The 23,795-nt window shown below is 68.0% G+C and carries 18 protein-coding genes, 1 other RNA gene and 1 pseudogene; 7 read left to right on the top strand and 13 right to left on the bottom strand.

All coding sequences use genetic code 11. The features are described from left to right. Window positions 1–39: 39 nt before the first annotated feature. The 11 genes and pseudogenes from rfaE1 to gyrA form a co-directional block, all read right to left on the bottom strand. Window positions 40–1,032 (bottom strand): D-glycero-beta-D-manno-heptose-7-phosphate kinase, encoded by a 993-nt coding sequence (gene rfaE1 / locus MPE_RS11340; protein WP_083767969.1) that lies wholly within the window; start codon window positions 1,030–1,032, stop codon window positions 40–42. Continuing rightward, window positions 975–2,144, bottom strand: coding sequence for a lipopolysaccharide assembly protein LapB (gene lapB / locus MPE_RS11335; RefSeq protein ID WP_011829840.1), 1,170 nt, complete (start codon window positions 2,142–2,144; stop codon window positions 975–977). Before lapB ends, rfaE1 begins: the two co-directional genes overlap by 58 nt. Further along, window positions 2,134–2,454 carry a lipopolysaccharide assembly protein LapA domain-containing protein gene (locus MPE_RS11330; RefSeq protein ID WP_036232620.1) on the bottom strand — a complete coding sequence of 107 codons (321 nt, stop codon included), beginning with the start codon at window positions 2,452–2,454 and terminating at the stop codon, window positions 2,134–2,136. The genes lapB and MPE_RS11330 overlap by 11 nt, the downstream gene beginning before the upstream one ends. Window positions 2,455–2,506: 52 nt before the next feature. Then, window positions 2,507–2,842 carry an integration host factor subunit beta gene (locus tag MPE_RS11325; protein ID WP_011829838.1) on the bottom strand — a complete coding sequence of 112 codons (336 nt, stop codon included), beginning with the start codon at window positions 2,840–2,842 and terminating at the stop codon, window positions 2,507–2,509. A 118-nt stretch (window positions 2,843–2,960) separates the two neighbouring features. After that, window positions 2,961–4,730: pseudogene (gene rpsA / locus MPE_RS11320) on the bottom strand (30S ribosomal protein S1); the annotation flags it as partial. A gap of 67 nt (window positions 4,731–4,797) precedes the next feature. Next, window positions 4,798–6,822, bottom strand: coding sequence for a bifunctional 3-phosphoshikimate 1-carboxyvinyltransferase/cytidylate kinase (locus MPE_RS11315; protein ID WP_011829836.1), 2,025 nt, complete (start codon window positions 6,820–6,822; stop codon window positions 4,798–4,800). 2 nt (window positions 6,823–6,824) lie between these two features. Then, a complete protein-coding gene (locus tag MPE_RS11310; RefSeq protein ID WP_011829835.1) occupies window positions 6,825–7,709 on the bottom strand; it encodes a prephenate dehydrogenase in 885 nt (294 codons plus the stop codon). A gap of 10 nt (window positions 7,710–7,719) precedes the next feature. Beyond that, window positions 7,720–8,832 (bottom strand): prephenate dehydratase, encoded by a 1,113-nt coding sequence (gene pheA, locus MPE_RS11305; protein ID WP_011829834.1) that lies wholly within the window; start codon window positions 8,830–8,832, stop codon window positions 7,720–7,722. Then, complete coding sequence (gene serC, locus MPE_RS11300; protein WP_011829833.1) at window positions 8,825–9,925, bottom strand: 3-phosphoserine/phosphohydroxythreonine transaminase; 1,101 nt, start codon at window positions 9,923–9,925, stop codon at window positions 8,825–8,827. Before serC ends, pheA begins: the two co-directional genes overlap by 8 nt. Before the next feature lie 6 nt (window positions 9,926–9,931). Further along, on the bottom strand, window positions 9,932–10,615 hold the full coding sequence (locus tag MPE_RS11295; protein ID WP_011829832.1) for a DUF2059 domain-containing protein: 684 nt from the start codon (window positions 10,613–10,615) through the stop codon (window positions 9,932–9,934). Next, entirely contained in the window at window positions 10,612–13,233 is a 2,622-nt protein-coding gene (gyrA, locus tag MPE_RS11290; protein WP_011829831.1) for a DNA gyrase subunit A, read from the bottom strand. Before gyrA ends, MPE_RS11295 begins: the two co-directional genes overlap by 4 nt. A gap of 292 nt (window positions 13,234–13,525) precedes the next feature. Between gyrA and ompA the strand changes: the two genes are divergently transcribed. From ompA to ssrA, 5 genes are all read left to right on the top strand, one after another. Further along, the gene (gene ompA, locus MPE_RS11285) at window positions 13,526–14,185 is read left to right on the top strand and encodes an outer membrane protein OmpA (RefSeq protein WP_011829830.1); all 660 of its coding nucleotides are present in this window, start codon (window positions 13,526–13,528) and stop codon (window positions 14,183–14,185) included. An 81-nt stretch (window positions 14,186–14,266) separates the two neighbouring features. After that, the gene (gene ubiG, locus MPE_RS11280) at window positions 14,267–14,989 is read left to right on the top strand and encodes a bifunctional 2-polyprenyl-6-hydroxyphenol methylase/3-demethylubiquinol 3-O-methyltransferase UbiG (protein WP_036249453.1); all 723 of its coding nucleotides are present in this window, start codon (window positions 14,267–14,269) and stop codon (window positions 14,987–14,989) included. Further along, window positions 14,986–15,657, top strand: coding sequence for an HAD-IA family hydrolase (locus MPE_RS11275; protein ID WP_011829828.1), 672 nt, complete (start codon window positions 14,986–14,988; stop codon window positions 15,655–15,657). The genes ubiG and MPE_RS11275 overlap by 4 nt, the downstream gene beginning before the upstream one ends. An 80-nt stretch (window positions 15,658–15,737) precedes the next feature. Next, entirely contained in the window at window positions 15,738–19,520 is a 3,783-nt protein-coding gene (locus MPE_RS11270; protein ID WP_011829827.1) for a DUF748 domain-containing protein, read from the top strand. 66 nt (window positions 19,521–19,586) lie between these two features. After that, window positions 19,587–19,958, top strand: a transfer-messenger RNA (tmRNA) gene (gene ssrA, locus MPE_RS23290). A gap of 76 nt (window positions 19,959–20,034) precedes the next feature. On the opposite strand, the gene MPE_RS11265 is transcribed toward ssrA, so the two are convergent. Both MPE_RS11265 and MPE_RS11260 read right to left on the bottom strand, forming a co-directional pair. Beyond that, on the bottom strand, window positions 20,035–20,643 hold the full coding sequence (locus MPE_RS11265) for a transglutaminase-like cysteine peptidase (protein WP_158304615.1): 609 nt from the start codon (window positions 20,641–20,643) through the stop codon (window positions 20,035–20,037). 373 nt (window positions 20,644–21,016) lie between these two features. Next, window positions 21,017–21,460 carry a DUF995 domain-containing protein gene (locus MPE_RS11260; protein ID WP_011829825.1) on the bottom strand — a complete coding sequence of 148 codons (444 nt, stop codon included), beginning with the start codon at window positions 21,458–21,460 and terminating at the stop codon, window positions 21,017–21,019. A gap of 166 nt (window positions 21,461–21,626) precedes the next feature. Here MPE_RS11260 and MPE_RS11255 point away from each other — a divergent pair, with 166 nt between their 5' ends. Together MPE_RS11255 and MPE_RS11250 are read left to right on the top strand one after the other, a co-directional pair. After that, window positions 21,627–21,869 (top strand): hypothetical protein, encoded by a 243-nt coding sequence (locus MPE_RS11255; RefSeq protein WP_011829824.1) that lies wholly within the window; start codon window positions 21,627–21,629, stop codon window positions 21,867–21,869. A gap of 376 nt (window positions 21,870–22,245) precedes the next feature. Further along, window positions 22,246–23,769, top strand: a complete 1,524-nt coding sequence (locus MPE_RS11250) for an acyl--CoA ligase (protein WP_041929652.1) — start codon at window positions 22,246–22,248, stop codon at window positions 23,767–23,769. The last annotated feature ends 26 nt before the right edge of the window (window positions 23,770–23,795 follow it).

Below are 23,795 nucleotides of genomic sequence, written 5' to 3'. Positions count from 1 at the left end.
CGCCGGGAGCAGACAACGGCGCGCCGTGAGCGCTGCGGTCTACTCGAACAACTCGTCGTAGCTGACGCTCGCGGTGCCGAACTTGCCGACCACGATGCTGCCGGCTCGGTTGGCCAGCGGCATCGCCTCGCGCGGACTCAGACCGCAGGCGATCATCGCGGCCATCGTCGCGATCACGGTGTCACCGGCGCCGGTCACGTCGAACACTTCGCGGGCCTGGGCCGGCACGCTGGTGTCGCCTCGTGCGTCGAACAGGGTCATGCCTTCTTCGCTGCGGGTCAACAGCAGGGCCTCCAAGCCCAGCTCGACGCGCAGCGCCTGGGCGCGCTCACGCAACTGCGCCTCACTGCTCCAGGCGCCGACGACCTGCGCGAGTTCGGCACGGTTCGGTGTGATCACACTGGCGCCCGCGTAGCGGCGGTAGTCGCTGCCCTTGGGATCCACGAGCACTGGCTTGCCTGAGCGGCGTGCCAATTCGATCATGCGCGGGATGTGTTCCAACCCGCCCTTGCCGTAGTCGGAGAACAGCACCGCGTCCTGCTCGGCGAGCGTGGTTTCGTAGTCCTGCAGCATCTCGGCCAGCACCTCGTGGTCGGGCTGATTCTCGAAATCGATGCGGATCAGCTGTTGCGAGCGGCCGATCACCCGCAGCTTGACGATGGTGTAGAGCTGCGGGTCGCTGCCCAGCAACGTATCGATGCCGTCGCGCTCCAGCAGGCGCTTTAGCGTGTGCGCCGGCTCGTCGTCACCGACCACGGTCAGCAGGGTCGCGCGGGCACCGAGTGACTTGACGTTGAGTGCCACGTTGGCGGCCCCGCCGAGGCGTTCCTCCTCGCGCGTGACGCGCACCACCGGCACTGGCGCCTCCGGCGAAATCCGTTCCACGGCACCGAACCAGTAGCGATCCAGCATCACGTCGCCGACCACCAGCACGCGTGTACGGCCGAGCTCGGTCTTGTCGGGCACCTGCTTCTTCACTGGTCCTCCAACCGCGTGGGCGGATAGCTGTCCCAGCTGTGGCACCCGGGGCATTGCCAGAAGTAGTGCTGCGCCTCGAAGCCGCAGGCTGCGCAGCGGAAGCGCCGGATCGGCCGGGCGGCGGCGGCCGTGATCTGCTGCAGCTGCTCGGCGTCGGTCGACGTTGGGGCCAGTCCTTGAGCCTGCTGCTCCTTCAGCAGGGCCGATGCGGCCGACAGTGTCGGGTGTGCCTGCAGGTGACGGCGCAATCGTTCGTGGCGCGCGGCCGGATCCGGTTCGAGCTGTTGCAGCGCCGTCACGATGTCGAGGCTCGGAACACGGTCGTAAACGGCTTCCAGCCGCCCGCGGGCGTCGGCTGCGTCACCGCAGGCCAGCGCGCTGTTGGCATAGTCCGATGCGATCAGCGCGAAGGCGCTCGGTTGCGTGGCGAGAAGTTCGTCCCATGCCGAGAGCGCTTCGCGATGCTGGCCGGCGCGCGCAAGGCGCTGCCCGGCGATGACCCGCGGTCGCGGTGCCTGCGGCGCAGCTTCACGCGCCTTGCGCAGGGCTTCCTCGGCTTCATCGGGGCGGCGGCGTGCATCCGCTTCCAGCGCGATCTCGCAGCCGTAGTGCGCCATGCGGTTGGCGAAGGATCCGGCGCCCGCGGCCTCCAGCTTGCGAGCCGTCTCGATGGCGGCATGCCAGTCGCGCGAGCGCTCGTGCAGCGTCAACAGATCGAGGCGCGCATCGGTGGCAAACGCCGTGCCCTCGAGTGCACGGAAGGCCGCCTCGGCGCGGTCGAACAGACCGGCCTTCACGTAGTCCTGCGCCAGCGCGTGCTGGGCACGCTCGCGTTCGGTGGCGGGCAGGTCACCGCGACCGAGCAGGTGTTGATGGACCCGTACCGCACGCTCGTACTCGCCTCGTCGGCGGAACAGGTTGCCGAGCGCGAAATGCAGGTCCGAGGTGCCCGGGTCGTGCTGCACCGCCTCGATGAAGGCGTCAATCGCCTTGTCCTGCTGTTCGTTGAGCAGCAGGTTCAAGCCCTTGTAGTAGGCCTTCGGCGATTCCTGTTGCTCGCGCTTCCACTGGCGGACGTCGAAGCGCGAAGCCAGCCAGCCGAGCGCGAAGGCCACCATCAGGCCGAGCAGGGCCAGCGGCAGCGTGGTCAGCGGATCAAAGTCCATCGCGGGGCGGGTGTTCGGGGAAGGAAGGCTCGGTGCTGCGCGCGGCGTCGGCATCGAGCATCGTCGTCGCGGTCTCGGTACGCGGCAGTTGCTGCTGGGCGACGCGGCGGTGCTTCCACCAGCTCGGCAGCATCGCGAAGATGCCCAGCGCACAGCCGAGGCCGAAGGCGCCGAGAACGATGAACACCATCGGAGCGCGCCATTCATGGCCGAAGAACCACTTGAGCGCGGCGTCGTGCTGATTGTTCAGCGCAAACGCGAACAGCGCAAAGAAGATGGCGGCTCGCAGGAGCCAGTTGAGAGCACGCATCGCCAACGATTCTAGCGACGGCAACGGGACCGAAGCGGGTGCCTCGTCGTGCTCAGGTCGTGGGTTCGTCGCGCGCGGTCTGGTGAGCCTCGGCCTCGAGTGCGGCGGTGTGTGCATCGACCGCTTCCCGGAGGGCCTTGCCGGGCTTGAAGTGCGGGACGAGCTTCTCCGGGATCACCACCTGCTCGCCCGAGCGGGGATTGCGCCCCATGCGCGGAGGACGGCGATTGATCGAGAAGCTGCCGAAGCCGCGGATCTCGATGCGGTGACCGCGCGCGAGCGCATCGCTCATCGCGTCGAGGATGGTCTTGACCGCGAACTCGGTGTCGCGGTGCGTCAGCTGGCTGAAACGCTCACCCAGCAGGGCCACGAGATCGGAGCGGGTCATGATAGATGCGGCGTTCGTTGGCCTGGATCCGGGCACTGTGGCCTGCGCGCATGCCCTCGGGGGCAAAGGGCATGCGCGCAGGCTGGAAACCCTATAAGGTCTCCAGCCTCGGCGGGACTCAGGAGTTGTTCTGGTCCAGCTTGGCCTTCAGCAGGGCGCCGAGGCTCGTGGTGCCGGCGTTTTCACGTTCGGACGTCTGGGCCAGGCGCTGCATGGCTTCCTGGTTATCGACGTTGTCCTTGGCCTTGATCGACAGCTGGATCGAACGCGTCTTGCGGTCGACGTTGATGATCAGCGCCGTGACTTCGTCGCCTTCCTTCAGCACGTTGCGGGCGTCTTCCACACGATCGCGGGAGATTTCGCTGGCGCGAAGGTAGCCGGTCACGTCGTCGGTCAGCTGGATCTCGGCGCCGCGCGCGTCGACCGTCTTGACCTTGCCCGTCACCGTCGCGCCACGGTCGTTGAGCGTGGTGAAGGTGGCGAACGGATCACCGTCGAGCTGCTTGATGCCCAGCGAGATGCGCTCGCGCTCGACGTCGATCGCCAGCACGAGGGCCTCGACTTCCTGGCCCTTCTTGTAGTTGCGCACGGCGGCCTCGCCCGGCTCGTGCCAGGACAGGTCGGACAGGTGCACCAGGCCGTCGATGCCGGCAGCCAGGCCGACGAACACGCCGAAGTCGGTGATCGACTTGACCGGGCCCTTGAGCTTGTCGCCGCGCTTGTGGTTCTGCGCGAATTCGTCCCACGGGTTGGCCTTGCACTGCTTCATGCCCAGGCTGATGCGGCGCTTGTCCTCGTCGATCTCGAGCACCATGACCTCGACCTCTTCGCCCAGCGTGACGAGCTTGGACGGGGCGATGTTCTTGTTGGTCCAGTCCATCTCCGAGACGTGCACCAGGCCTTCGATGCCGGGCTCGATCTCGACGAACGCGCCGTAGTCGGCGATGTTGGTGATCTTGCCGAACAGGCGGGTGCCGGTCGGGTAGCGACGCGAGACGCCGACCCACGGGTCGTCGCCCATCTGCTTGAGGCCCAGCGAGACGCGGTTCTTCTCGGCGTCGAACTTCAGCACCTTGGCGGTCAGTTCCTGACCGACCGTGACCACCTCGCTCGGGTGACGCACGCGGCGCCAGGCCATGTCGGTGATGTGCAGCAGGCCGTCGATGCCGCCGAGGTCGACGAACGCGCCGTATTCGGTGATGTTCTTGACCACGCCGTTGACGAAGGCGCCTTCGCGCAACGTGCCGAGCAGCTTGGCGCGCTCTTCACCCATCGAGGCCTCGACCACGGCGCGGCGTGACAGCACGACGTTGTTGCGCTTGCGGTCGAGCTTGATGACCTTGAACTCCATGGTCTTGCCTTCGAACGGCGTCATGTCCTTGACCGGACGCGTGTCGAGCAGGGAGCCGGGGAGGAAGGCACGGATGCCGTTGACCAGCACGGTCAGGCCGCCCTTGACCTTGCCGTTGACGGTACCGGTCACGAAGTCGCCGGACTCGAGCGAGGTCTCGAGCGACATCCACGACGCGAGGCGCTTGGCCTTGTCGCGAGACAGGATGGTGTCGCCGTAACCGTTCTCGATCGCGTCGATCGCGACGGAGACGAAGTCGCCGACCTGGACTTCGAGCTCGCCCTGGTCGTTCTTGAACTCTTCGATCGCCACATAGGCTTCGCTCTTGAGGCCGGCATTGACGACCACGAAGCTGTGCTCGATGCGGACCACCTCGGCAGTGATCACCTCGCCAGCACGCATGTCGGAGCGCTTGAGCGACTCCTCGAACAGGGCGGCGAACGATTCCATGCCTTGCGACGAGGCAGTTGCGGTTTGACTCATTGGGGTTTCCTGAGGCCGGCGTTCCGGCGATTTGCCACTTGCGTGGCGGGTTAGGTTGAAAGAACCGCCGCTTCAGCGCACCTTGCAGTGCTGAGGGGAAGCCGCGGGCCTGGGGCGCCCGTCAATCCTCGTGCGTGGCGCGAGAACCGAAGGGCTGCACGGCGTCCCACCAATCCAGCACCTGATCCACCGAGGTTTCGACGGACAGGGCCGAGTTGTCGAGCAACCGGGCATCCTCGGCCGGCCTCAAGGGCGCCACGCTGCGATGCTGATCGCGAGCGTCACGTGCCTCCAAGTCGGCCCGAAGACTTTCAATATTAGCTGAAATTCCCTTTGAAATCAACTGCTTATGCCGCCGGCTGGCGCGCTGTTCGCTGTTGGCAGTGAGGAAGACCTTGAGCGCGGCGCCGGGGAAGATCACTGTGCCCATGTCCCGCCCATCGGCCACCAGGCCGGGCAGGCGGCGGAAGGCGAGCTGCAACTCCACCAGCGCCTGACGCACGGCGGGCAGGGCCGCGATCTGCGAGGCCAGGCTACCGACCGCCTCGTGGCGGAGCTCGTCGCTGACATCCTCACCGGCCAGCAGCGTCTGCTGGTTCTCGAAGCGCAGCGGCAGCGCGCGCGCGATCGCCGCAACGGCGGCTTCATCGCCGGCCGGTACGCCCTGGCGCAGCGCGGCCAGGGCCGTGGCACGGTAGAGGGCTCCGGAGTCGAGATGGTGATAGCCCAGTCGCTCGGCGAGCGCACTGCCGAGCGTGCCCTTGCCCGAGGCTGTGGGCCCGTCGACGGTCAGCACCGGGACGCGGTCGGTCCGGGCGCGGGTCACGCCGAACAGGGCGTCGAAGTAGGCCGGGAAGGTCTTGTTGACGCAGCGCGGGTCCAGGATGCGCACCGGCACGTCGCCGCCGGCCAGCGGATTGAAGGCCGCCAGCGAGGCGCACATCGCCATGCGGTGGTCGTCGTAGGTGTGGATCGCCGCAGCCTGCCAGCGCGCCGGCGGCGTGACCTCGATGAAGTCGGTGCCTTCCAAAACCGTGGCGCCGAACTTGCGGAGCTCGATGGCCATGGCGGCGATGCGGTCGGTCTCCTTGACCCGCCAGCTCGCGATGTTGGTCAACCGCGTGGTGCCGGTCGCATACAAGGCCATTGCCGCCAGCGTCATCGCGGCGTCGGGAATGTGGTTGCAGTCGAGCGTGATCGCGGTCAGCGGCCAGGCGCCGCGGCGTACCACGAGGGCGTTCGCTTCCTCGGTGATGTCGGCGCCCATCGCACGGGCCGCTTCGACGAAGCGGATGTCGCCCTGGATCGATGCGGAGCCGACCCCTTCGATGCGCAAGGGCGTGTCAGCGGCGGCAATGGCCCCGGCCGCGATGAAGTACGAGGCCGACGAGGCATCGCCCTCGACGGCGATCTCGCCCGGCGACCGGTAGGCGCTGCCCTGCGGGATGACGAAGCGTTGCCAGCCTTCGCGCTGCACCGAAATGCCGAAGCGCGCCAGCAGCGCCAGCGTGATCTCGATGTAGGGTTTGGAGATCAATTCGCCATCGACCTCGATCGTGATCGATTGGCGTGCAGCGACCAGCGGCAGCGCCATCAGCAGCGCGGTCAGGAACTGGCTGGAGACGTCGCCGCGCACTCGGATCGGCGCGTCCAGCTTCAGCGTGCCGCGTTCGAGCCGCAGCGGGGGATAGCCTTCATTGGCCAGGCAGGTGATCGTGCAGCCCAGGGGCCGCAGCGCATCGACCAGGTCGCCGATCGGCCGCTCGTGCATGCGCGGCACGCCGCTGAGTTCGAAGCGCCCCCCCTGGTCGGCCGCCAGCAGCGCCAGCGCTGCGGCCAGCGGCCGCATCGCGGTGCCGGCGTTGCCGAGGAAGAGCCGGGCCTCGCGCACGGCCAGCCGCCCGCCGAGGCCGGTGACGACCCGCGCCGCGCCGTCGGTCTCGATGTCGCAGCCGAGCGCGCGCAGCGCGTCGAGCATGACTTGGGTGTCGTCGGAATCGAGCAGGTCGAGCACCCGCGTACGGCCGGCGCACAAGCCGGCGAGCAGCAGCACCCGGTTGGAAATGCTCTTGGAGCCAGGCAGCCGCACCGTGCCGCCCGCGGCCTGGAGCGGGGGGATGTCGAGGAAGGCGCGTGGGGTCGCCACGCTCAGCGGCTGCCGCCCGGCTTCGGGCTGCTCATCTGCCAGCCGGCACGCATTTCCGAGGCGTTGCGGATCAGGTCTTCGAGCGCCTCGCTGTTGCCGAGCTTCATCACGTGCTCGAGTGCGTCGAGCGTGTGGCGGAATCGTTGCGACTGCTTCAGGATCTCTTCGCGGTTGCTCATCAGCACGTCGCGCCACATCACCGGGTCGCTGGCAGCGATGCGGGTGAAATCACGGAAACCCGGGCCCGCCAGCGAGAGGAAGTCGCGTCCGGCCGGCTGCTTGGCGACCGAGGCGAAGTAGGCGAAGGCCAGCAGGTGCGGCAGGTGGCTGACGGCCGCGAATGCTGCGTCGTGGTTCTCCGGGCTCATCTTGAGCACCTGGCAGCCGATGGCGGCCCATACGTCGGTGGCCTTCTGCACCAGCGCCGCATCGGTCTGCGCCAGCGGCGTCAGGATGACTTGGCGGTTGGCGTAGAGGTAGGCGTCGGCGTTCTCGATCCCCGAGACTTCCTTGCCGGTGATCGGATGGGCCGGCACGAAACACCCAACCTTGTCCTTCAGGACCCGCCGAGCGGCGTCGACCACATCTCGCTTGGTGCTGCCCACATCCATCAGCATCACGCCGGGCTCAACCAGGTGGCGGATGGCCTTCAAGGTGGCCTCGGTGGCCGCCACCGGCACTGCCAGCAGCACCAGGTCGGAGCCCGAGACGGCCAGCAGAGCCGATTCGGCCGCGGTGTCGATCACACCCAGGCGCCTCGCCTTCTCGGTGGTCGACGGCGACTTGCTGTAGCCGACCACGCGTTTCACGAGGCCGGCGCGCTTGAGCGCCAGCGCGAACGAGCCGCCCATCAGGCCGCAACCGATCACGCCGAGTTGGTTGAACATGGGGCGGCAATCAGTGGACGTCGAGCGGGTACGTGCCCAACAGCTTGAAGAAGGAGCAGGCCGCGCGCAATTCGGCCAGCGCCGCGGCGACGGCCGGCTCGTCGGGGTGGCCCTGCAGGTCGATGTAGAAGTAGTACTCCCACTGATCGGCGCTGCGGGCGGGGCGCGACTCGAAGCGCGTCATCGACACGCCGTGCTGCTTCAGCGGCACCAGCATGTCGTGCACCGCACCGGGCCGGTTGTTGACCGACACCACGAGGCTGGTGCAGTCGTGGCCGGAGGCCTTGGGCTGCGGGTGCCGATCGGGGTGCGTGACGATCACGAAGCGGGTGCGGTTGTGCGGGTCATCCTGGATGGCCGGCGCGACGACGTGCAGTCCGAACTCGCTGCCGGCACGTTCGCTCGCCACGGCGGCGAGGCCGGGGTCGAGCGAAGCCAACCGGGCCCCCTCGGCATTGCTGGCAACCGGCCGACGCTCGACATCGGGCAGGTGGTAGCTGAGCCAGCCGTGGCATTGCGCGAGCGCCTGGGGATGCGCGCACACGGCCTGGATGCCCGCCAGCGAATTGGTCTGGCGCAGCAGGTTGTGGCGCACGAACAGGCTGGTCTCGCCGATCAGGAACAGCGGCGTCGTCAGCAGCAGGTCCAGCGACCGCGCCACCACGCCCTCGGTCGAGTTTTCGACGGGGACAACGCCGAAGTCGGCCGCGGCTGCGGTCGTGGTACGGAACACCTCATCGATGCTGGCGCAGGGCACGCGCACGATCGAGCTGCCGAAGTAGCCCAGGGCCGCGAGTTCGCTGAAGGTGCCGGCCGGGCCAAGGTAGGCCACGCGCGTCGGCGTCTCTAGGGCGCGGCAGGCCGACATGATCTCCCGCCAGATCGGTGCCACGCTGTCTGCCTGCAGCGGGCCGGGATTCGAGGCTTTCAGGCCGTCGATCACCTGGGCCTCGCGCTCGGGGCGGAACACCACCGAGCCTTCGCGCTTTTTGATGCCGCCTACTTCTTGCGCTAGCGACGCACGGCGGTTCAGCAGGGCCAGCAACTCGCGGTCGACGGCGTCGATCTGCTGGCGCAAGCCCAGCAGCGCGGGGTCGAGGGGGGAGGCAGCGGAATCAGCCATGGCGTTGCGCAAATTCTCGCATGTAGGTCACCAGTGCCTGCACTCCAGCCAGCGGCATGGCGTTGTAGATCGAGGCCCGCAGGCCGCCCACGCTCTTGTGCCCCTTGAGCTGCAGCAGGCGGTGCTCCTCGGCGCCCGCCAGGAACGGGGCATACAGCCGGTCGTCGGGCAGGAAGAAGGGGACGTTCATGCGCGAGCGGGCCTCGCGCGCGACGCGGTTGGTGTAGAAGGCCGAGCCATCGATTGCGTCGTACAGCAGCGTCGCTTTTTCGATGTTGCGCTGCTCGAGCGCCGCCACGCCACCCTGGGCCGCCATCCACTCGAATACCAGGCCGGCAATGTAGATGGAGTACGTCGGCGGCGTGTTGTACATCGAGCCGTTCGCGGCAACGACGGCGTAGTCGAAGGCGCTGGGGCAGAAGGGGAGCGCATGGCCGAGCAGGTCCTCGCGCACGAACACCAACGTCAGGCCGGAGGGGCCGATGTTCTTCTGCGCACCGGCGTAGGCGAGTCCGACGCGTGTCCACTCGATGGGCCGCGAGCCGATGTGCGAGGAGCAGTCCATCACGAGCGGTGCGTCGCACCCGAGCGCCCGCAGGTCGGGCAGTTCGTGCATCTCCACGCCGTTGATGGTCTCGTTGCTGCACACGTGCACGTAGCTCGCGTTCGCGCTGAGCCGCCAGGTCGCGGGAGCGGGCAGGGTGGTGTGGTTGGCGGCACCGTCGGCCGCGTTGCTCGCGACGATGTGCGCCTCGCCATAGCGCAGCGCCTCCTGCCGGGTCTTGATCGACCACAGGCCGGTCACCACGTGGTCGGTCACGCCGCCGCGGGACAGGTTCATCGGCACGATCGCGTTCTCGGCGATCGCACCGCCCTGCATGAAGAGGATCTTGAACTCGGCCGGAACGGCGAGCAGCTCGCGCAGCCGCAACTCGGTGCGCGCGAAGATCTCGTCGAACTCGCGGCCGCGGTGGCTCATCTCCATGACGCCCATGCCGCTGCCCCGCCAGTCGAGCATCTCGGCGGCCGCCTGGGCCAGGACCGGCTCCGGCAGCGTGGCCGGCCCGGCGGAAAAGTTGTAGGCGCGTGTCACGGCCGGTCAGGGCTTGTCGGCGGACGGGGCGCCCAGCTTCTTCGGCGCAGACGGCTTGAGGCCGCTGCCGGCCGGCGCGCTCGCGCCACCGCCGACCGGTGCGGGCGAGACGCCGAGGATCTTCGCCATCGTGGCCTGCAGCGCCTTGGCCTTCGTCTCGACGGTCGGCTGGACGCCGGCAAGCAGCTTCTGGCCCAGCGCCTGCTCGATCGGCGGCTGCGTCTGCTGCAGCTTCTTGAACACCGGCGATTCGTAGAAGCCGACGACCTGGCGCAGTTCGTCCTCGGTGTATTTCTCTTCCACCGCCGCCAGCATCTGGCTCTGGGCCAGCTCCTGGGCCCGCTTGCGTACCACCGGCGTGAGCTCGTCGGCGTACTTGCGCGCCTCGTCCTGCAGCTGCTTCGCCACGGCATCGCGCTTGTCGGCCGGCACCTTGCTGCGCAATACCGGTTCGGCCGCACCCAGCAACTGCCGAGCCGGTGCCTCGACGATGCTGCGCGCCGCGGCGTCCAGCGAATCCTGCTGCAGTGCCACCCAGCGCCTCGCGAGGTCGCGTTTCGCCGGGCTGCCGGCGGCGGGCGCCGCCGAGGCCGCCGCGGCAGGCGCGACGGCGCCCTGGGCCAGGGCGCTGCCAGCGCCAACGTTCAGCAAGAGTGCGAGGGCGGTCGCCAGGGGAGGCAGTTTCCTCATGGCGCCGGCGTCTCTTCGGTATCGCCGGCATCGCTGCCAGCGTCGTTCTCGACGATGCGCTGCAGGCCACCGAGCTGCGAACCGTCGTCGAGGGAGATCAACGTGACGCCCTGGGTCGCGCGGCCGAGTTCGCGAATCTCGCTCACGCGCGTGCGGACCAGCACACCCCGGTCGGTGATCAGCATGATCTCGTCCTCCGGACGCACCAGCGTCGCGGCGACGACGCGGCCGTTGCGCTCGGTCTGCTGGATCGCGATCATGCCCTTGGTGCCGCGGCCGTGCCGGGTGTACTCGGTGATCGAGGTGCGCTTGCCGTAGCCGTTCTCGGTGGCGGTGAGCACGCTCTGCGACTCGTCCTCGGCCACCAGCATCGCGATGACGTTCTGGCCGGGTTCGAGCGCCATGCCCCGCACGCCGCGCGCGTTGCGGCCCATCGGTCGCACGTCGTCCTCGTCGAAGCGGACTGCCTTGCCTCCGTCGGAGAACAGCATCACATCGTGCTTGCCGTCGGTCAGCGCCGCACCGATGAGGTGGTCGCCTTCGTCCAGGTCGACGGCGATGATGCCGGCCTTGCGCGGGTTGCTGAATTCATCGAGCGCGGTCTTCTTCACTGTGCCGAGCGCGGTGGACATGAAGATGTAGTGATCCGAAGGGAAGGTGCGGAACTCGCCCGTCAGCGGCAGAACCACCGTGATCTTCTCGTTGGGCTGCAACGGGAACATGTTGACGATGGGCTTGCCGCGCGCTGCGCGGCCGCCTTGCGGCACCTCCCAGACCTTGAGCCAGTAGACGCGTCCCCGGTTACTGAAGCACAGCATCCAGTCGTGTGTGTTGGCGATGAAGAGCTGCTCGATCCAGTCGTCGTCCTTGGTCTGCGTGGCCTGCTTGCCGCGCCCGCCGCGGCGCTGCGCGCGGTATTCGGCCAGCGGCTGGCTCTTCACGTAACCGGTGTGGCTCAGCGTGACCACCATGTCGGTCGGCGTGATCAGATCCTCGGTGCCGAGCTCCTGCACGTTGTGCTCGATCACGCTGCGGCGTGCGCCCAGCTTGGTCTGGCCGAACTCCTGCTTCACCGCCACCAGTTCCTCGCCGATGATGGTGGTCACGCGCTCGGGCTTGGACAGGATGTCGAGCAGGTCGGCGATGTGCGCCATCACCTCCTTGTATTCGCCGATGATCTTGTCCTGCTCCAGGCCGGTGAGACGCTGCAGGCGCATCTGCAGGATCTCCTGGGCTTGATCGTCGGACAGCCGGTACAGCCCGTCGGCCTGCATGCCGTATACCGCCGGCAGTCCTTCAGGACGGAACGCGTCGCGGCCGCCCGGGGTGTCGGACGCCGCGCGGACGAGCATCTCGCGCACCAGCGACGAATCCCAGCTCTTGTCCATCAGTCCCTGCTTGGCCAGCGGCGGCGTGGGCGAGTTCTTGATGATCTCGATGAACTCGTCGATGTTCGCCAGCGCGACCGCCAGGCCCTCGAGCACGTGGCCGCGTTCGCGTGCCTTGCGCAGCTCGAACACGGTACGCCGCGTGACCACCTCGCGGCGGTGTTCGAGGAACACCTCCACCAGATCGCGCAGGTTGCACAGCTTGGGCTGGCCGTCCACCAGCGCCACCATGTTGATGCCGAAGCTGTCCTGCAGCTGGGTCTGCTTGTACAGGTTGTTCAGCACCACTTCGGGCACTTCACCGCGCTTGAGCTCGATGACGACCCGCATGCCCGACTTGTCGGACTCGTCCTGGATGTGGCTGATGCCCTCCAGCTTCTTCTCGTGGACGAGCTCGGCCATGCGCTCGAGCAGCGTCTTCTTGTTCACCTGGTAGGGGATTTCGTCGACGATGATCGACTGACGCGCGCCCTTGTCGATATCCTCGAAGTGGCACTTGGCGCGCATCACCACCTTGCCGCGGCCGGTGCGGTAGCCCTCGCGCACGCCATTGAGGCCGTAGATGATGCCGGCAGTCGGGAAGTCCGGCGCCGGGATGATCTCCATCAGTTCGTCGATCGAGGCCTCGGGGTTCTTCAGCAGGTGCAGGCAGGCATCGACCGTCTCGTTCAGGTTGTGAGGCGGGATGTTGGTGGCCATGCCCACCGCGATGCCGGCCGAGCCGTTGACCAGCAGGTTCGGCAGGCGGGTCGGCATCACCAGCGGTTCCTTCTCGGAACCGTCGTAGTTGGGGCCGAAATCGACCGTGCCCTTGTCCAGATCGGCCAGCATCTCGTGGGCGATCTTGGACAGCCGGATCTCGGTGTAGCGCATCGCCGCCGCGTTGTCGCCGTCGACCGAGCCGAAGTTGCCCTGGCCGTCGACCAGCATGTGGCGCAGCGAGAAGTCCTGCGCCATGCGCACGATGGTGTCGTAGACCGCGGTGTCGCCGTGCGGGTGGTACTTACCGATCACGTCGCCGACGATGCGCGCCGACTTCTTGTACGGGCGGTTCCAGTCGTTGTTCAACTCGTGCATCGCGAACAGCACGCGCCGGTGCACCGGCTTCAGGCCGTCGCGTGCATCCGGCAGGGCTCGACCGACGATCACGCTCATCGCGTAGTCGAGGTAGGAGCGCCGCATCTCCTCTTCGAGGCTGATCGGCAGGGTTTCCTTGGCGAACTGGGTCATGCGAGATCGGGAGGTGGTCCGCGGTGAGGGGCCGCGGGGCTTGCATCGGGCGCGGGGCCGGACGCAAGGGGTAGCGGGAAGTCGACGATTCTAGTTGCCGCTCGCTGTCGCAGCAGCGCAACAGCGGCCACGGGTGCGGCACGGGAGCTGGCCGAAACCTTGTCGCTGCAAAGCCATATGGCACAATGATTTGTCGGTCCTAAAGTGCTCTTTTCATAGGGCACTTGATAGTTTCGCTCGATATATCCGCATGGACGTCTGCCGTTTAACGGCCTACCGAGAGAGGAAAGTCATGAATAAATTGAACAAGGTGGCAATGCTCTTCGCGACTGCCGCGATCGCCACCTCCGCTTCCACCGCGTTCGCCCAGACGGTCGACAACTGGAAGAACGTGGACGGGAACGTCTGGAAGAACGGCACCAACGAACTCTGCTGGCGCGACAATTTCTGGACCCCCGCGACCGCCGACGAGCGCTGCGACGGCGCGCCGCCGAAGGCCCCGCCGCCGGCTCCTGTTGCCGCCGCCCCCGCTCCTGCGCCCGTGGCCCCGCCGGCCCCGGCGCCTGCTCCGGCTGTCGTGCCGGTGCCGGTCAGCGAGAAGGTGACCTACGCCGCCGACGCGTTCTTCGACTTCGACAAGGCGACCCTGAAGCCCGAGGCCAAGAGCAAGCTCGACGACCTGGCCAGCAAGATCGCCGGTCTGAACCTGGAAGTCGTGATCGCCGTCGGCCACACCGACTCGGTCGGTTCCGACGCCTACAACCAGAAGCTGTCGCTGCGTCGTTCGGAGGCCGTCAAGGCTTATCTCGAGTCGAAGGGCATCGAGAAGAACCGCATCTACACCGAAGGCAAGGGCGAGAAGCAACCGGTGGCAGACAACAAGACCGCCGATGGCCGCGCGAAGAATCGCCGCACGGAAATCGAAGTGGTCGGTACGCGTACCAAGAAGTAAGCTGGCCTGGTCCGCTTCGAAACCCCGCCTCGGCGGGGTTTTTTGTTTCTTCGCGCCATTTCCAGCGCCTACCATCCGCTCATGACGACGAACGATGCCTCGGCAATGAACGCCGACCCCCAGGAACTCGCGAAGTTCGGTGACCTGGCTCACCGCTGGTGGGACCCGGAGAGCGAGTTCCGGCCGCTGCACCAGATCAACCCGCTGCGGCTCGAGTGGCTCGCCAAGCTGGCCGGCGGGCTCCAGGGCAAGCGGGTGCTCGACGTCGGTTGCGGGGGCGGCATCCTGTCCGATGCGATGGCGCGCCAGGGCGCCGAGGTGCTGGGGATCGACCTGTCGAGCAAGGCGCTCAAGGTGGCACAGCTGCACGCTCTGGAGGTGGCCACACCATCGGTGCAGTACCGCGAAATCGCCGCCGAGGCGCTGGCGGCCGAGCAACCGGGCCGCTACGACGTCGTGACCTGCATGGAAATGCTCGAGCACGTTCCCGATCCGTCTTCGATCGTGCAGGCTTGCGCTGCGCTGGTGCGGCCCGGAGGGCACGTGTTCTTCTCGACGTTGAACCGCAATCCCAAGGCCTTCCTGTTCGCGATCGTCGGTGCGGAATACCTGCTCAAGCTGCTGCCGCGTGGAACGCACGAGTACGCGCGCTTCATCCGCCCGAGCGAACTGGCACGCTGGTGTCGCGAAGCCGATCTCGACGTGAGCGCGACCCGCGGCATGGAATACAACCCGGTCACGCGCCGCTACTGGCTGAGCGCCGACACCAGCGTGAACTACCTGTTCGGCTGCCGCAGAGCATGAGCGCGCGCTTTAGTGTGCGCGCCGTGCTGTTCGACCTCGATGGCACGCTCGCCGACACCGCACCCGACCTCGGCGGGGCCCTGAACCGACTGCGCGAGCGGCGCGGCCTGCCCGCGCTGCCGATATCGCAGTTGCGTCCGGTCGCGTCGGCCGGCGCGCGCGGCATGCTGGGCGCCGGACTCGGCATGCATCCCGGCGACGACGACTACGAAACGGCGCGCGCCGAGTTCCTGACGGAGTACGAGGCCGCGCTCGACCGCGACACCCGCCTGTTCGACGGGGTGGCCGGGTGCCTTGCATCGCTCGCGCAGTGCGGCCTGTCCTGGGGCATCGTGACCAACAAGGCGACCCGCTTCACAGGCCCGGTGGTGGCGGGCTTGGGGCTCGATCGCCTGACCTCGGTGGTGATCTCGGGTGACACCACCCCGCATGCCAAGCCGCATCCGGCGCCGCTGTTCGAAGCCTGCCGGCGGCTTGGGGTCGCGCCGCGCGAGGCCGTGTACGTGGGCGACGACCTGCGCGACATCGAGGCGGCGCGCGCCGCCGGCATGCCCGCCATCGCTGCGGCCTACGGTTACCTCGGAGCGACGCCGGATCTCGATGCCTGGGGCGCCGACGCGGTGATCGCAACGCCGCTCGACCTGCTGTCACTGCTTGCGCCCCTTTGAGTGAAAGCGTGGCGTTGACCCGCGAGTGCGCGCGCGAGCACACTGCCACGGCCTTCCCGACTGTCCCGTCTGCGTCAGCAATGACTTCCTCCCGCACACGATTGCCAGCTCTGCTCCCTTTTCGGCAGTGTGGCGCGGTGCCGCGCGCCCTGTTGTGGACCGCGGGCGGCGTAGCGACCTTCGCTCTGCTGTGGACGCTGCTGATCGGCGCCTGGTTGCCGGGCTTCCTGAAACCACGCATCGAGGCAGCGGCCAGCGAGGCGCTCGGCGCACCACTGGCGCTGGATCGCATCGAACTGGCGCCATGGAGGCTGGAGGCGGTGATCGCAGGCCTGAAGCTCGGGCCGGCCGAGGCGCCCTGGCTGCGCGTCGCCGAGCTGCGCGCCGACCTGTCCATCGAGTCGTTGTGGCGGCTCGCGCCGGTGCTCGAGCGCGTGCTGGTTCGCGAGCCGCAGATCGAACTGGAGCGCCAGGCGATCGGGCGCTACAACATCACGCCGATGCTCGAAGCCTTGGCGAAGCAGCCGCCGGCGCCGCCCGATGCCAAGCCGGCGCGCTTCGCGCTGAACAACATCCGTCTCGAAGGCGGGCGCATCCACATCGTCGACCGCGTGTCTCGCAGTGAGCACCACGTGGAGGGGCTGCAGATCGGCGTTCCCTTCGTCTCGAATCTGCCTTCTCAGGTGACGATCGACGTCGAACCGCTGCTCGACGCCCGGGTCAACGGCAGCCACCTGCAGGTGCAGGGCAAGACCCAGCCGTTCGCCGAGGGGCGCCGCTCACACGTCGACGTGAGCTGGCAGCAGCTCGACGTGCCGCGCTGGGTCGAGGCGTTTGCGCCACTGCTGCCGCAGGCGTTGCCGATCGATGTCCTGCGAGGGCAGCTCGACCTGCGGCTCGCGATCGGCTTCGAGCAGCGGCCCGCACCGGCGGCGCCCCTGTTGCGGATCGCTGGCAGCGCCACGCTGTCCCAGATGCAGACGGTGGTTCCGGCGCAGGGCGCGCGGGTCGCGGTGGAACGTCTGGCGATCGAGGGGCTGGACCTGCAGCCGCTGGAGCGCAAGGCCATCGTGGGTGCGATCCGGCTGCAGGCGCCGCAGATCGAGGTCGACCTGCCGCGCCTCGCGGCCGCGGCGCCGGCGCCCACCGGCAAGGACCGCCTGGTGCTGTCCGATGTGCCAGCCTCGGCCGTCAGTGCAGCGGGCGGGGCCGCCTCGGCGCCCGCCGCGGCTGGCGATGCCGACGGCTGGCAATGGCGGGTGGACAAGCTCGAGCTGGCCGAAGGCCGCGTGTTGCTCACCGAGCCGGCCTGGCCGCAGGGTCAGGCGCTGACGCCCATCACGCTGGCGGTCAGCGGACTTGACGCCCGCCCCGATGCGCCGCCCGCCACGCTGGCACTTTCGCTGGTCGACGCGCAGGGCGCCAAGGTCCAGGTCGATGGCACGCTGTCGGTCGCGGCCCGCAACGCCCGGCTGAAAGCCGACGTGGCCGGCTTCAAGCCCACCGCTTGGCTCGCGCCGTGGCAGACGCTGCTTCCAGTGCGCGTGGTGGGGGCCGACGTGGCGCTGCAGGCACAGGCCGAGGTCGGCCCGGCGAGCTGGTCCGTCAGCGAAGGCGCCCTACAGCTCACGGGACTGGAATTGCAGCCGGTCGGTGCCGCCGCGGTGCCTCCGCCGCCGTCGGCGCGCAAGGCAGCTGGCAAGCTCGCCAAGCCAGACACGGCGACGGACCGGCTGCGCCTGTCGCGGCTCGACGTGAACGGGCTGCAGGTCGGTGCCGGCGCCGCCGAGCCGATCGTGGCCCGCATTGCCGCCGTGAAGCTGGAGGGCCTGGACCTCGAGGCGGCGCGCAACGAGCGAGGCCTGATCGGCTGGCAGCCGCCGCCCGCCGAGCCGGCGGTCTCGGCGTCGGCCGCCGCGCAGGAACGGTCGATCCCGCCGCCGCGCTGGCAGGTCGGCGAACTGAGTTGCAGCAACTGCCGCGTCACCCTCAGCGATCGCAGCGTCAAGCCGGTCGCGGTCTTCGGTGTCACACGCACCGATCTCAAGTTGCGCCAGCTCGACAGCGACCTGACCAAGCCGCTGAGCTTCGAGTTGGCCACGGCCCTGCAGCACGGCGGCCGGCTGCGTGCCAGCGGCACCGCGCGACCGCAGCCGCTGGCGCTGCGCAGCAAGATCGACCTCGATTCCCTCGACCTGCGCGCGCTGCAGCCTTATGTCGAGGCGCAGTTGAACGTCGCGCTGGTGTCGGCGAAGGTCAGCGCGCGAGGCGAGCTGCAGGTCGACGGGACGCCGCAGGAGGCCGTGTCGCTGGCGCGCTGGCGCGGACGTCTGGCGCTGCGGGAGCTGCGCCTGCTCGACCAGATCAACCAGGCCGAGTTCGTGCGCTTCAAGGGCCTGCAGTTCGATGCGGCCGATGTCGGATGGCGGCCCGCCGCGGTCCAGGCCGATCTGGGTACCGTCACGCTCGACGACTTCTACGGCAGGGTGATCGTCAACGCGGATGGCCGCATCAACCTGTCCGAGATCGTCAAGCGCCCAGGCGACGCCACCCCTCGCTCGCTGACCACCGAGACCGCGTCCGGCGCCGCACCTGCCGCACCACCTGAGCCGGCGCCGCCGGCCCCGGCGGCGGCCGCTGCGGCATCCGCTCCCGTGGTGGCCGACGCAGCGCCGGCCGCGCCGCCACCGCAGCTGCGCTGGCGCGAGATCCGCCTGGCGGGCGGCACGGTCGACTTCACCGACAACTTCATCCGCCCCAACTACTCGGCCAAGCTCACCGACATCGGCGGCGAGGTGTCGGCGCTGGCCTGGGACAGCCCGCAACCGGCCACCGTGAAGATCTCCGGCAAGGTCGATGGCGCCGCGCCGCTGGAGATCGGCGGCACCATGCACCCGCTGGGGCCGCGCCTGGCCACCGACATCACGGCCAGCGCGCGTGGCATCGACATCACCCGTCTCACCGCCTACTCCGGCCGCTATGCCGGCTACGGCATCGAGAAGGGCACCCTGTCGGTCAAGGTCCACTACAAGATCGAGAACGGCAAGCTCGAGGCCGAGAACAACGTCTATCTCGACCAGCTCACCTTCGGCGACAAGATCGACAGCCCCGACGCGCTGAAGCTGCCGGTGCTGCTGGCCGTCTCGCTGCTGAAGGACCGGAACGGCGTGATCGACATCGATTTGCCGATCAGCGGCAGCCTCGACGATCCCCAGTTCTCGGTCGGTCGCATCGTCGTGCGGGTCATCGTCAACCTGATCACCAAGGCCATCACCGCGCCGTTCTCGTTGCTCGCCAGCGCCTTCGGCGGCGGAGGGCAGGAGCTGGGCTATGTGGAGTTCGCCCCTGGCTCCACCGAACTCAGCGACGCCAGCCGCCAGCGCCTGGACACCCTGGTCAAGGCACTGACCGACCGGCCGGCCCTCAAGCTCGAAGCCACCGGCCGCGCCGACCCGGCGGTCGACGAGGCCGCGCTCCGCGCCCAGTACCTCGACCGCCTGCTGCGCACGGCCAAGGCCAAATCCACCGGCGAGCTGGCTGAGAGCGTGAAGATCGAGCCCGACGAACGGGGCCGCTGGCTCGAGGCCGCCTACAAGGCCTCCGACCTGAAGACCAAGCCCCGCAACGCCATCGGCCTGGCCAAGAGCCTGCCGCCGGGCGAGATGGAAGCCCTGCTGCTGGCCAGCGCACCGGCCGGCGAGCCAGCCTTGAAGGCCCTGGCCGACCAGCGCGGTGACCGCGTCAAGGCTTACCTGACCGGGAAGGTGCCGCCCGAGAGGGTGCTGCTGACGGCCTCACGGCTCGGCACCGAGGGGATCGACGACAAGGGCGCGACCGCCCGGGTCGCCTTCGGCCTGAAATGACGCCCGCAGGGTCGGCGCGCAGCTCTTGAATCGGCCCGCCGACCCTCCACCTACAATGCACGTACAGGGGCCGACCTGGTTTCGACGTGGGTGCGGAATTGGAGTGGTGCATGCCGAGCATCAGTGAGCTCGTAAATCCAGCTGAAACAAACCAACTGCGAACGACGAACGTTTCGCCCTCGCCGCTTAAACACCGGTGAGCGTCTCAACGGCAGGCCGATGGGCCGGGCCCAAGCCGCAAGGTGGAAGGCTGAGACGTCATGCACATCGGCTGGTTGCTCGTCGGGTCACTCGGCGTTCAACGAGACTCAGTGACTGGCGTTGTCCGTAGCGTGCTTCTGCGCGACGGCGGCGTGAGACTCAAATCAGACAGCTAAGCATGTAGATCTACCTGAGGATGGCTTGCGGACGGGGGTTCGATTCCCCCCGGCTCCACCAAACCGGACAGCCCGTGCCAGTGAAAGACCACTGGTGCGGGCTTCTTCTTTACGATCAGCCGCTTTCCGCGTTGCAGTCAGTGCAACTGCTGCCCCGCGCGAGCCAGCGTCGTGCGCCACGGCCGGATCCCGCTTCGCCGTGGCGACATCGACACCGCATCGACCTGCTGCCAGACGGCCGATTGGTCGAAACTGAAAATGGGGTGAAGGTCGTCGCGGCGTGACAGCGCGATGAGCAGCGGGTTGACGGAGTCCATGACGAGCGGGTCGACGAACGGCCACTGCGCAAGCGCCACCATGTGAGGCGCCGGCGCAGCCTGGAGGTCGATCCGGCTGTAGCGCGCGTACAGCAGCCGAACGCCGTGCTGGGGGTAGCCGCTTGCCAGAAGCAGGAAGAATTTCGTGATCGCGAAGTCTTCACAGTCGCCCGCGCCGCGGGCCATGGTTTCGCAGGGGGTAGACCACACGTCCGCTCCGGGCACCGATGCCGGGTCGGCCCCATACTCGATTCGCTGATTGACCTCGACGTTGATGAATGCGATGCGTCGGTCGAAATCCAGTGCACGTGCCTCAACCGCCAAGGCCTCGAATTCGCGCCTTGCCCGTGTCAGGTCGGCTTCCGGGGGCTCTCCTTCCAGGAGCTCGGCGGTGATCCGGGTGGTGGATGCGCACAGACATGTCGCCATGCAATGTCTGACGAAGGCGCGTCGACCACAGCGGCAGGCGCCGGGCTTTGCAGCAGACGGAACAAGACAGGCATCCATGGCGGCACTCCCTGTCGCCGACGCGTCGAGTCGCGGGCGAGACCGCCGAGACGCGTGCACCGGGAGCCGTCAGTGTCTGCTTCCCGCATCGTCGCGTCACCTGTCAGATCTTGCTAGGTTCAAACCCGCGCCTGACGTCGGTCTCCGGGAGCCGGACGCTGACCCTGCCCAGGTCTCGACATCTGCCACCTCGGCCAGCGGTCATGAGGTCCGTCCTGCGCTGTCGATCCTGTGAGCGGAGCGTCTCGATGTCGACGCAGCGGTGCGACTTCAGGGGGGTTGTCAGACTGGGTCGCTAACGCTTGATCGAGAGCTTGTGGACCCGCTCCGTGCCGGTCTTGTCGGACTTCGTTGCGTAGTAGTCCTCGCCCGAGCGCACGATGTAGCGGCACCACTCCTCGGTCTCGATCAGCTTCCACTCGATCAGCACACAGTAGCGGCCGTCGTCGGAGATGCTCCACTTGCCGGCTGCCGTCGAGGCGACCGCGCCGCGGTCGCGGTTGTCCGACGAGATGATGAAGCTGCCGCCACTCTCGTTCTTCCAGATGTGTGTGTTGCCCTTTGCCGAGATGCGGCTCATGTTGGCGCCAGGCAGCAGCTGTACGAGCTCCTCGCGGGTCAATGTGGTCCGGCCGGTGGCGTCCAGATCCCGCAGCACCTTGACCTCCGCAGCTTGTGCAAAAGCCGTCGAGCAGGCGAGCGGCGACAGGCAGAGGATGTAGCGGGCAAGGTTCTTCATGGGTTTCCCGGCGGCCGGACCTGCCGGCTGTAGGTTGGGGCTGCGATGGCAGGCACGCTAGCGGGGTAGGCCGACAAACGCAAGCCTCCGCGTGGCGCGCGACCGCGGGCGCATTGCGGGGCAGTTGGGCAATACTTCGGCACGCCCAATCTCCAGACGCGACGCCATGGCCGCAGAGACCCCCGTGAACTTGCAGGACATCCTGCAGGCCTTCGAGGCCTGGGAGGCGGTGGCCGCCGAGTACAAGCGCCTGCTCCAGACGACCGCCTCGCTCGGTGCCGACATGAACTGGACCGTCATGTCCGAGTTGATCGACCGCATGAGCGACGCGCGGGAGCGCTGGCTCGACATGAGCCAGCGCTACTGTGACGAGATGGCGCAGCTCAAGTTCAGCGGCTCTACCAAGTAGGCCCGGGGCATGGCGTGGTGCCCACGCCTATCGACCGTCGGCGACATATTTGTGTTCACACGTGCCGATTGCGTTGCGGCCGTGCGCCTGCGCAGGATTGGTCGTTTCGCCGGCATGGGGTATAAATCTTCGCGGAACGGCCTCACACGGCAGTTCATGTTCTTCGTTGCAGATTGTCCGAGCACCCCTCGGCTCAAGCCCTGCTGAACCTCCGCGCGTCGTGATCTGCGACGCAGGCGACGTGACCCACCCGCGGTCTGCGCCCCGACGCCCCTGCATGGGGAGCGCCCGGATGTGCCGGCGCGATGGCCTCCGTACATTTGTCTCCAGCTCCCGACGATCCGCGGCCGCAGGCCGCCTCAACATTCAGAGACCGATGCAAACCTCGCTGAAAGACCTGCTTGCCCACGGCGCCGATGCTGCCCCCGCGATCTCCGCGCCGGGCCGCACTGCGCTGTCCTACCGTGAATTGCGTGCGCTGGTCGATGCCACGCTGGCGAGCCTGAATGCGCTGGGCGCCGGGCGCAACGACCGCGTCGCCATCGTGCTGAACAACGGCCCCGAGATGGCCACCTGTTACATGGCCTGTGCCTCGGGCACGACCAGCGCGCCGCTGAACCCGGCCTATCGTGCCGACGAGTTCGAGTTCTACCTGTCGGACCTGAACGCCAAGCTGCTGATCGTCGAGCAGGGCAGCAGCTCGACGGCGATCGAGGTGGCGCAGAAGCTCGGGGTGCGGGTCGTCGACCTCATCGTCGAGCCCGGCGCGCCGGCCGGCAGCTTCCGGCTGGCCGCACGGGACGGTGGCAGCGCCGCTGCAGCCGGGCAGGGTGGTTACGGCGAGGCGGGCGACGTGGGCATGGTGCTGCACACCTCGGGCACGACCTCGCGGCCGAAGATCGTACCGCTGTCGGTCGGCAACCTCTGCGCCTCGGCGGCCAACATCCGGAAGACGCTGCAGTTCACGGCCGGCGACATCGGCCTGAACATCATGCCGCTGTTCCATATCCACGGCCTGATCGCCGGCGTGCTGGCGCCGCTGTCGGCAGGCTCGCAGGTGTTCTGCACACCCGGCTTCAACGCGCTGAAGTTCTTCGCCTGGATGGACGAGGCCAAGCCCACCTGGTACACGGCGGTGCCGACCATGCACCAGGCGATCGTGCAGCGCGCCAAGGGCAATGCCGACGTGATCGCGCGCAACCCGTTGCGCTTCCTGCGCTCGTCGTCGTCGTCGATGCCGCCTCAGGTGATCAAGGAGCTCGAGGAGATCTTCAAGGCGCCGTTGATCGAGGCCTACGGCATGACCGAGGCCACGCACCAGATGGCCTCGAACCCGCTGCCGCCGCTGACGCGCAAGCCCGGGGCAGTGGGCCTGCCGGCGGGGCCGGAGGTCGAGATCATGGGCGAGGACGGCAGTCTGCTCGCCGTCGGCCAGATCGGCGAGATCGTGATCCGCGGCCCCAATGTCACCGCCGGCTACGAGAACAACCCCAAGGCCAATGCCGAGGGCTTCCTGAACGGATGGTTCCGCACCGGCGACCAGGGCAGCAAGGATGCCGACGGCTACATCAGCCTCACTGGCCGGCTGAAGGAGATCATCAACCGCGGCGGCGAGAAGGTCAGCCCGCGCGAGGTGGACGAGATCCTGATGGACCACCCGGCGGTCGGCCAGTGCGTGTGCTTCGGCATGCCGCACCCGAAGCTGGGCGAGGAGGTGGCCGCGGTCGTGGTGCTGAAGGAGGGCGCCAGCGCCACCGAGCGCGAGATCCAGGACTTCGTCGCCAAGCGCGCCGCCGACTACAAGGTGCCCAAGAAGATCCTGTTCATGGATGAAATTCCGAAGGGTGCCACCGGCAAGCTGCAGCGCATCGGGCTGGCGCAGAAGCTCGGTCTGGGCTGATCGGTGGGCGGCGCCGATTAAAAGAT

The sequence above is a fragment of the Methylibium petroleiphilum PM1 genome (assembly GCF_000015725.1).
In the GTDB taxonomy this organism is placed as follows: Bacteria; Pseudomonadota; Gammaproteobacteria; order Burkholderiales; family Burkholderiaceae_C; genus Methylibium; species Methylibium petroleiphilum.
This window is presented reverse-complemented; position numbering and strand designations above follow the sequence as displayed.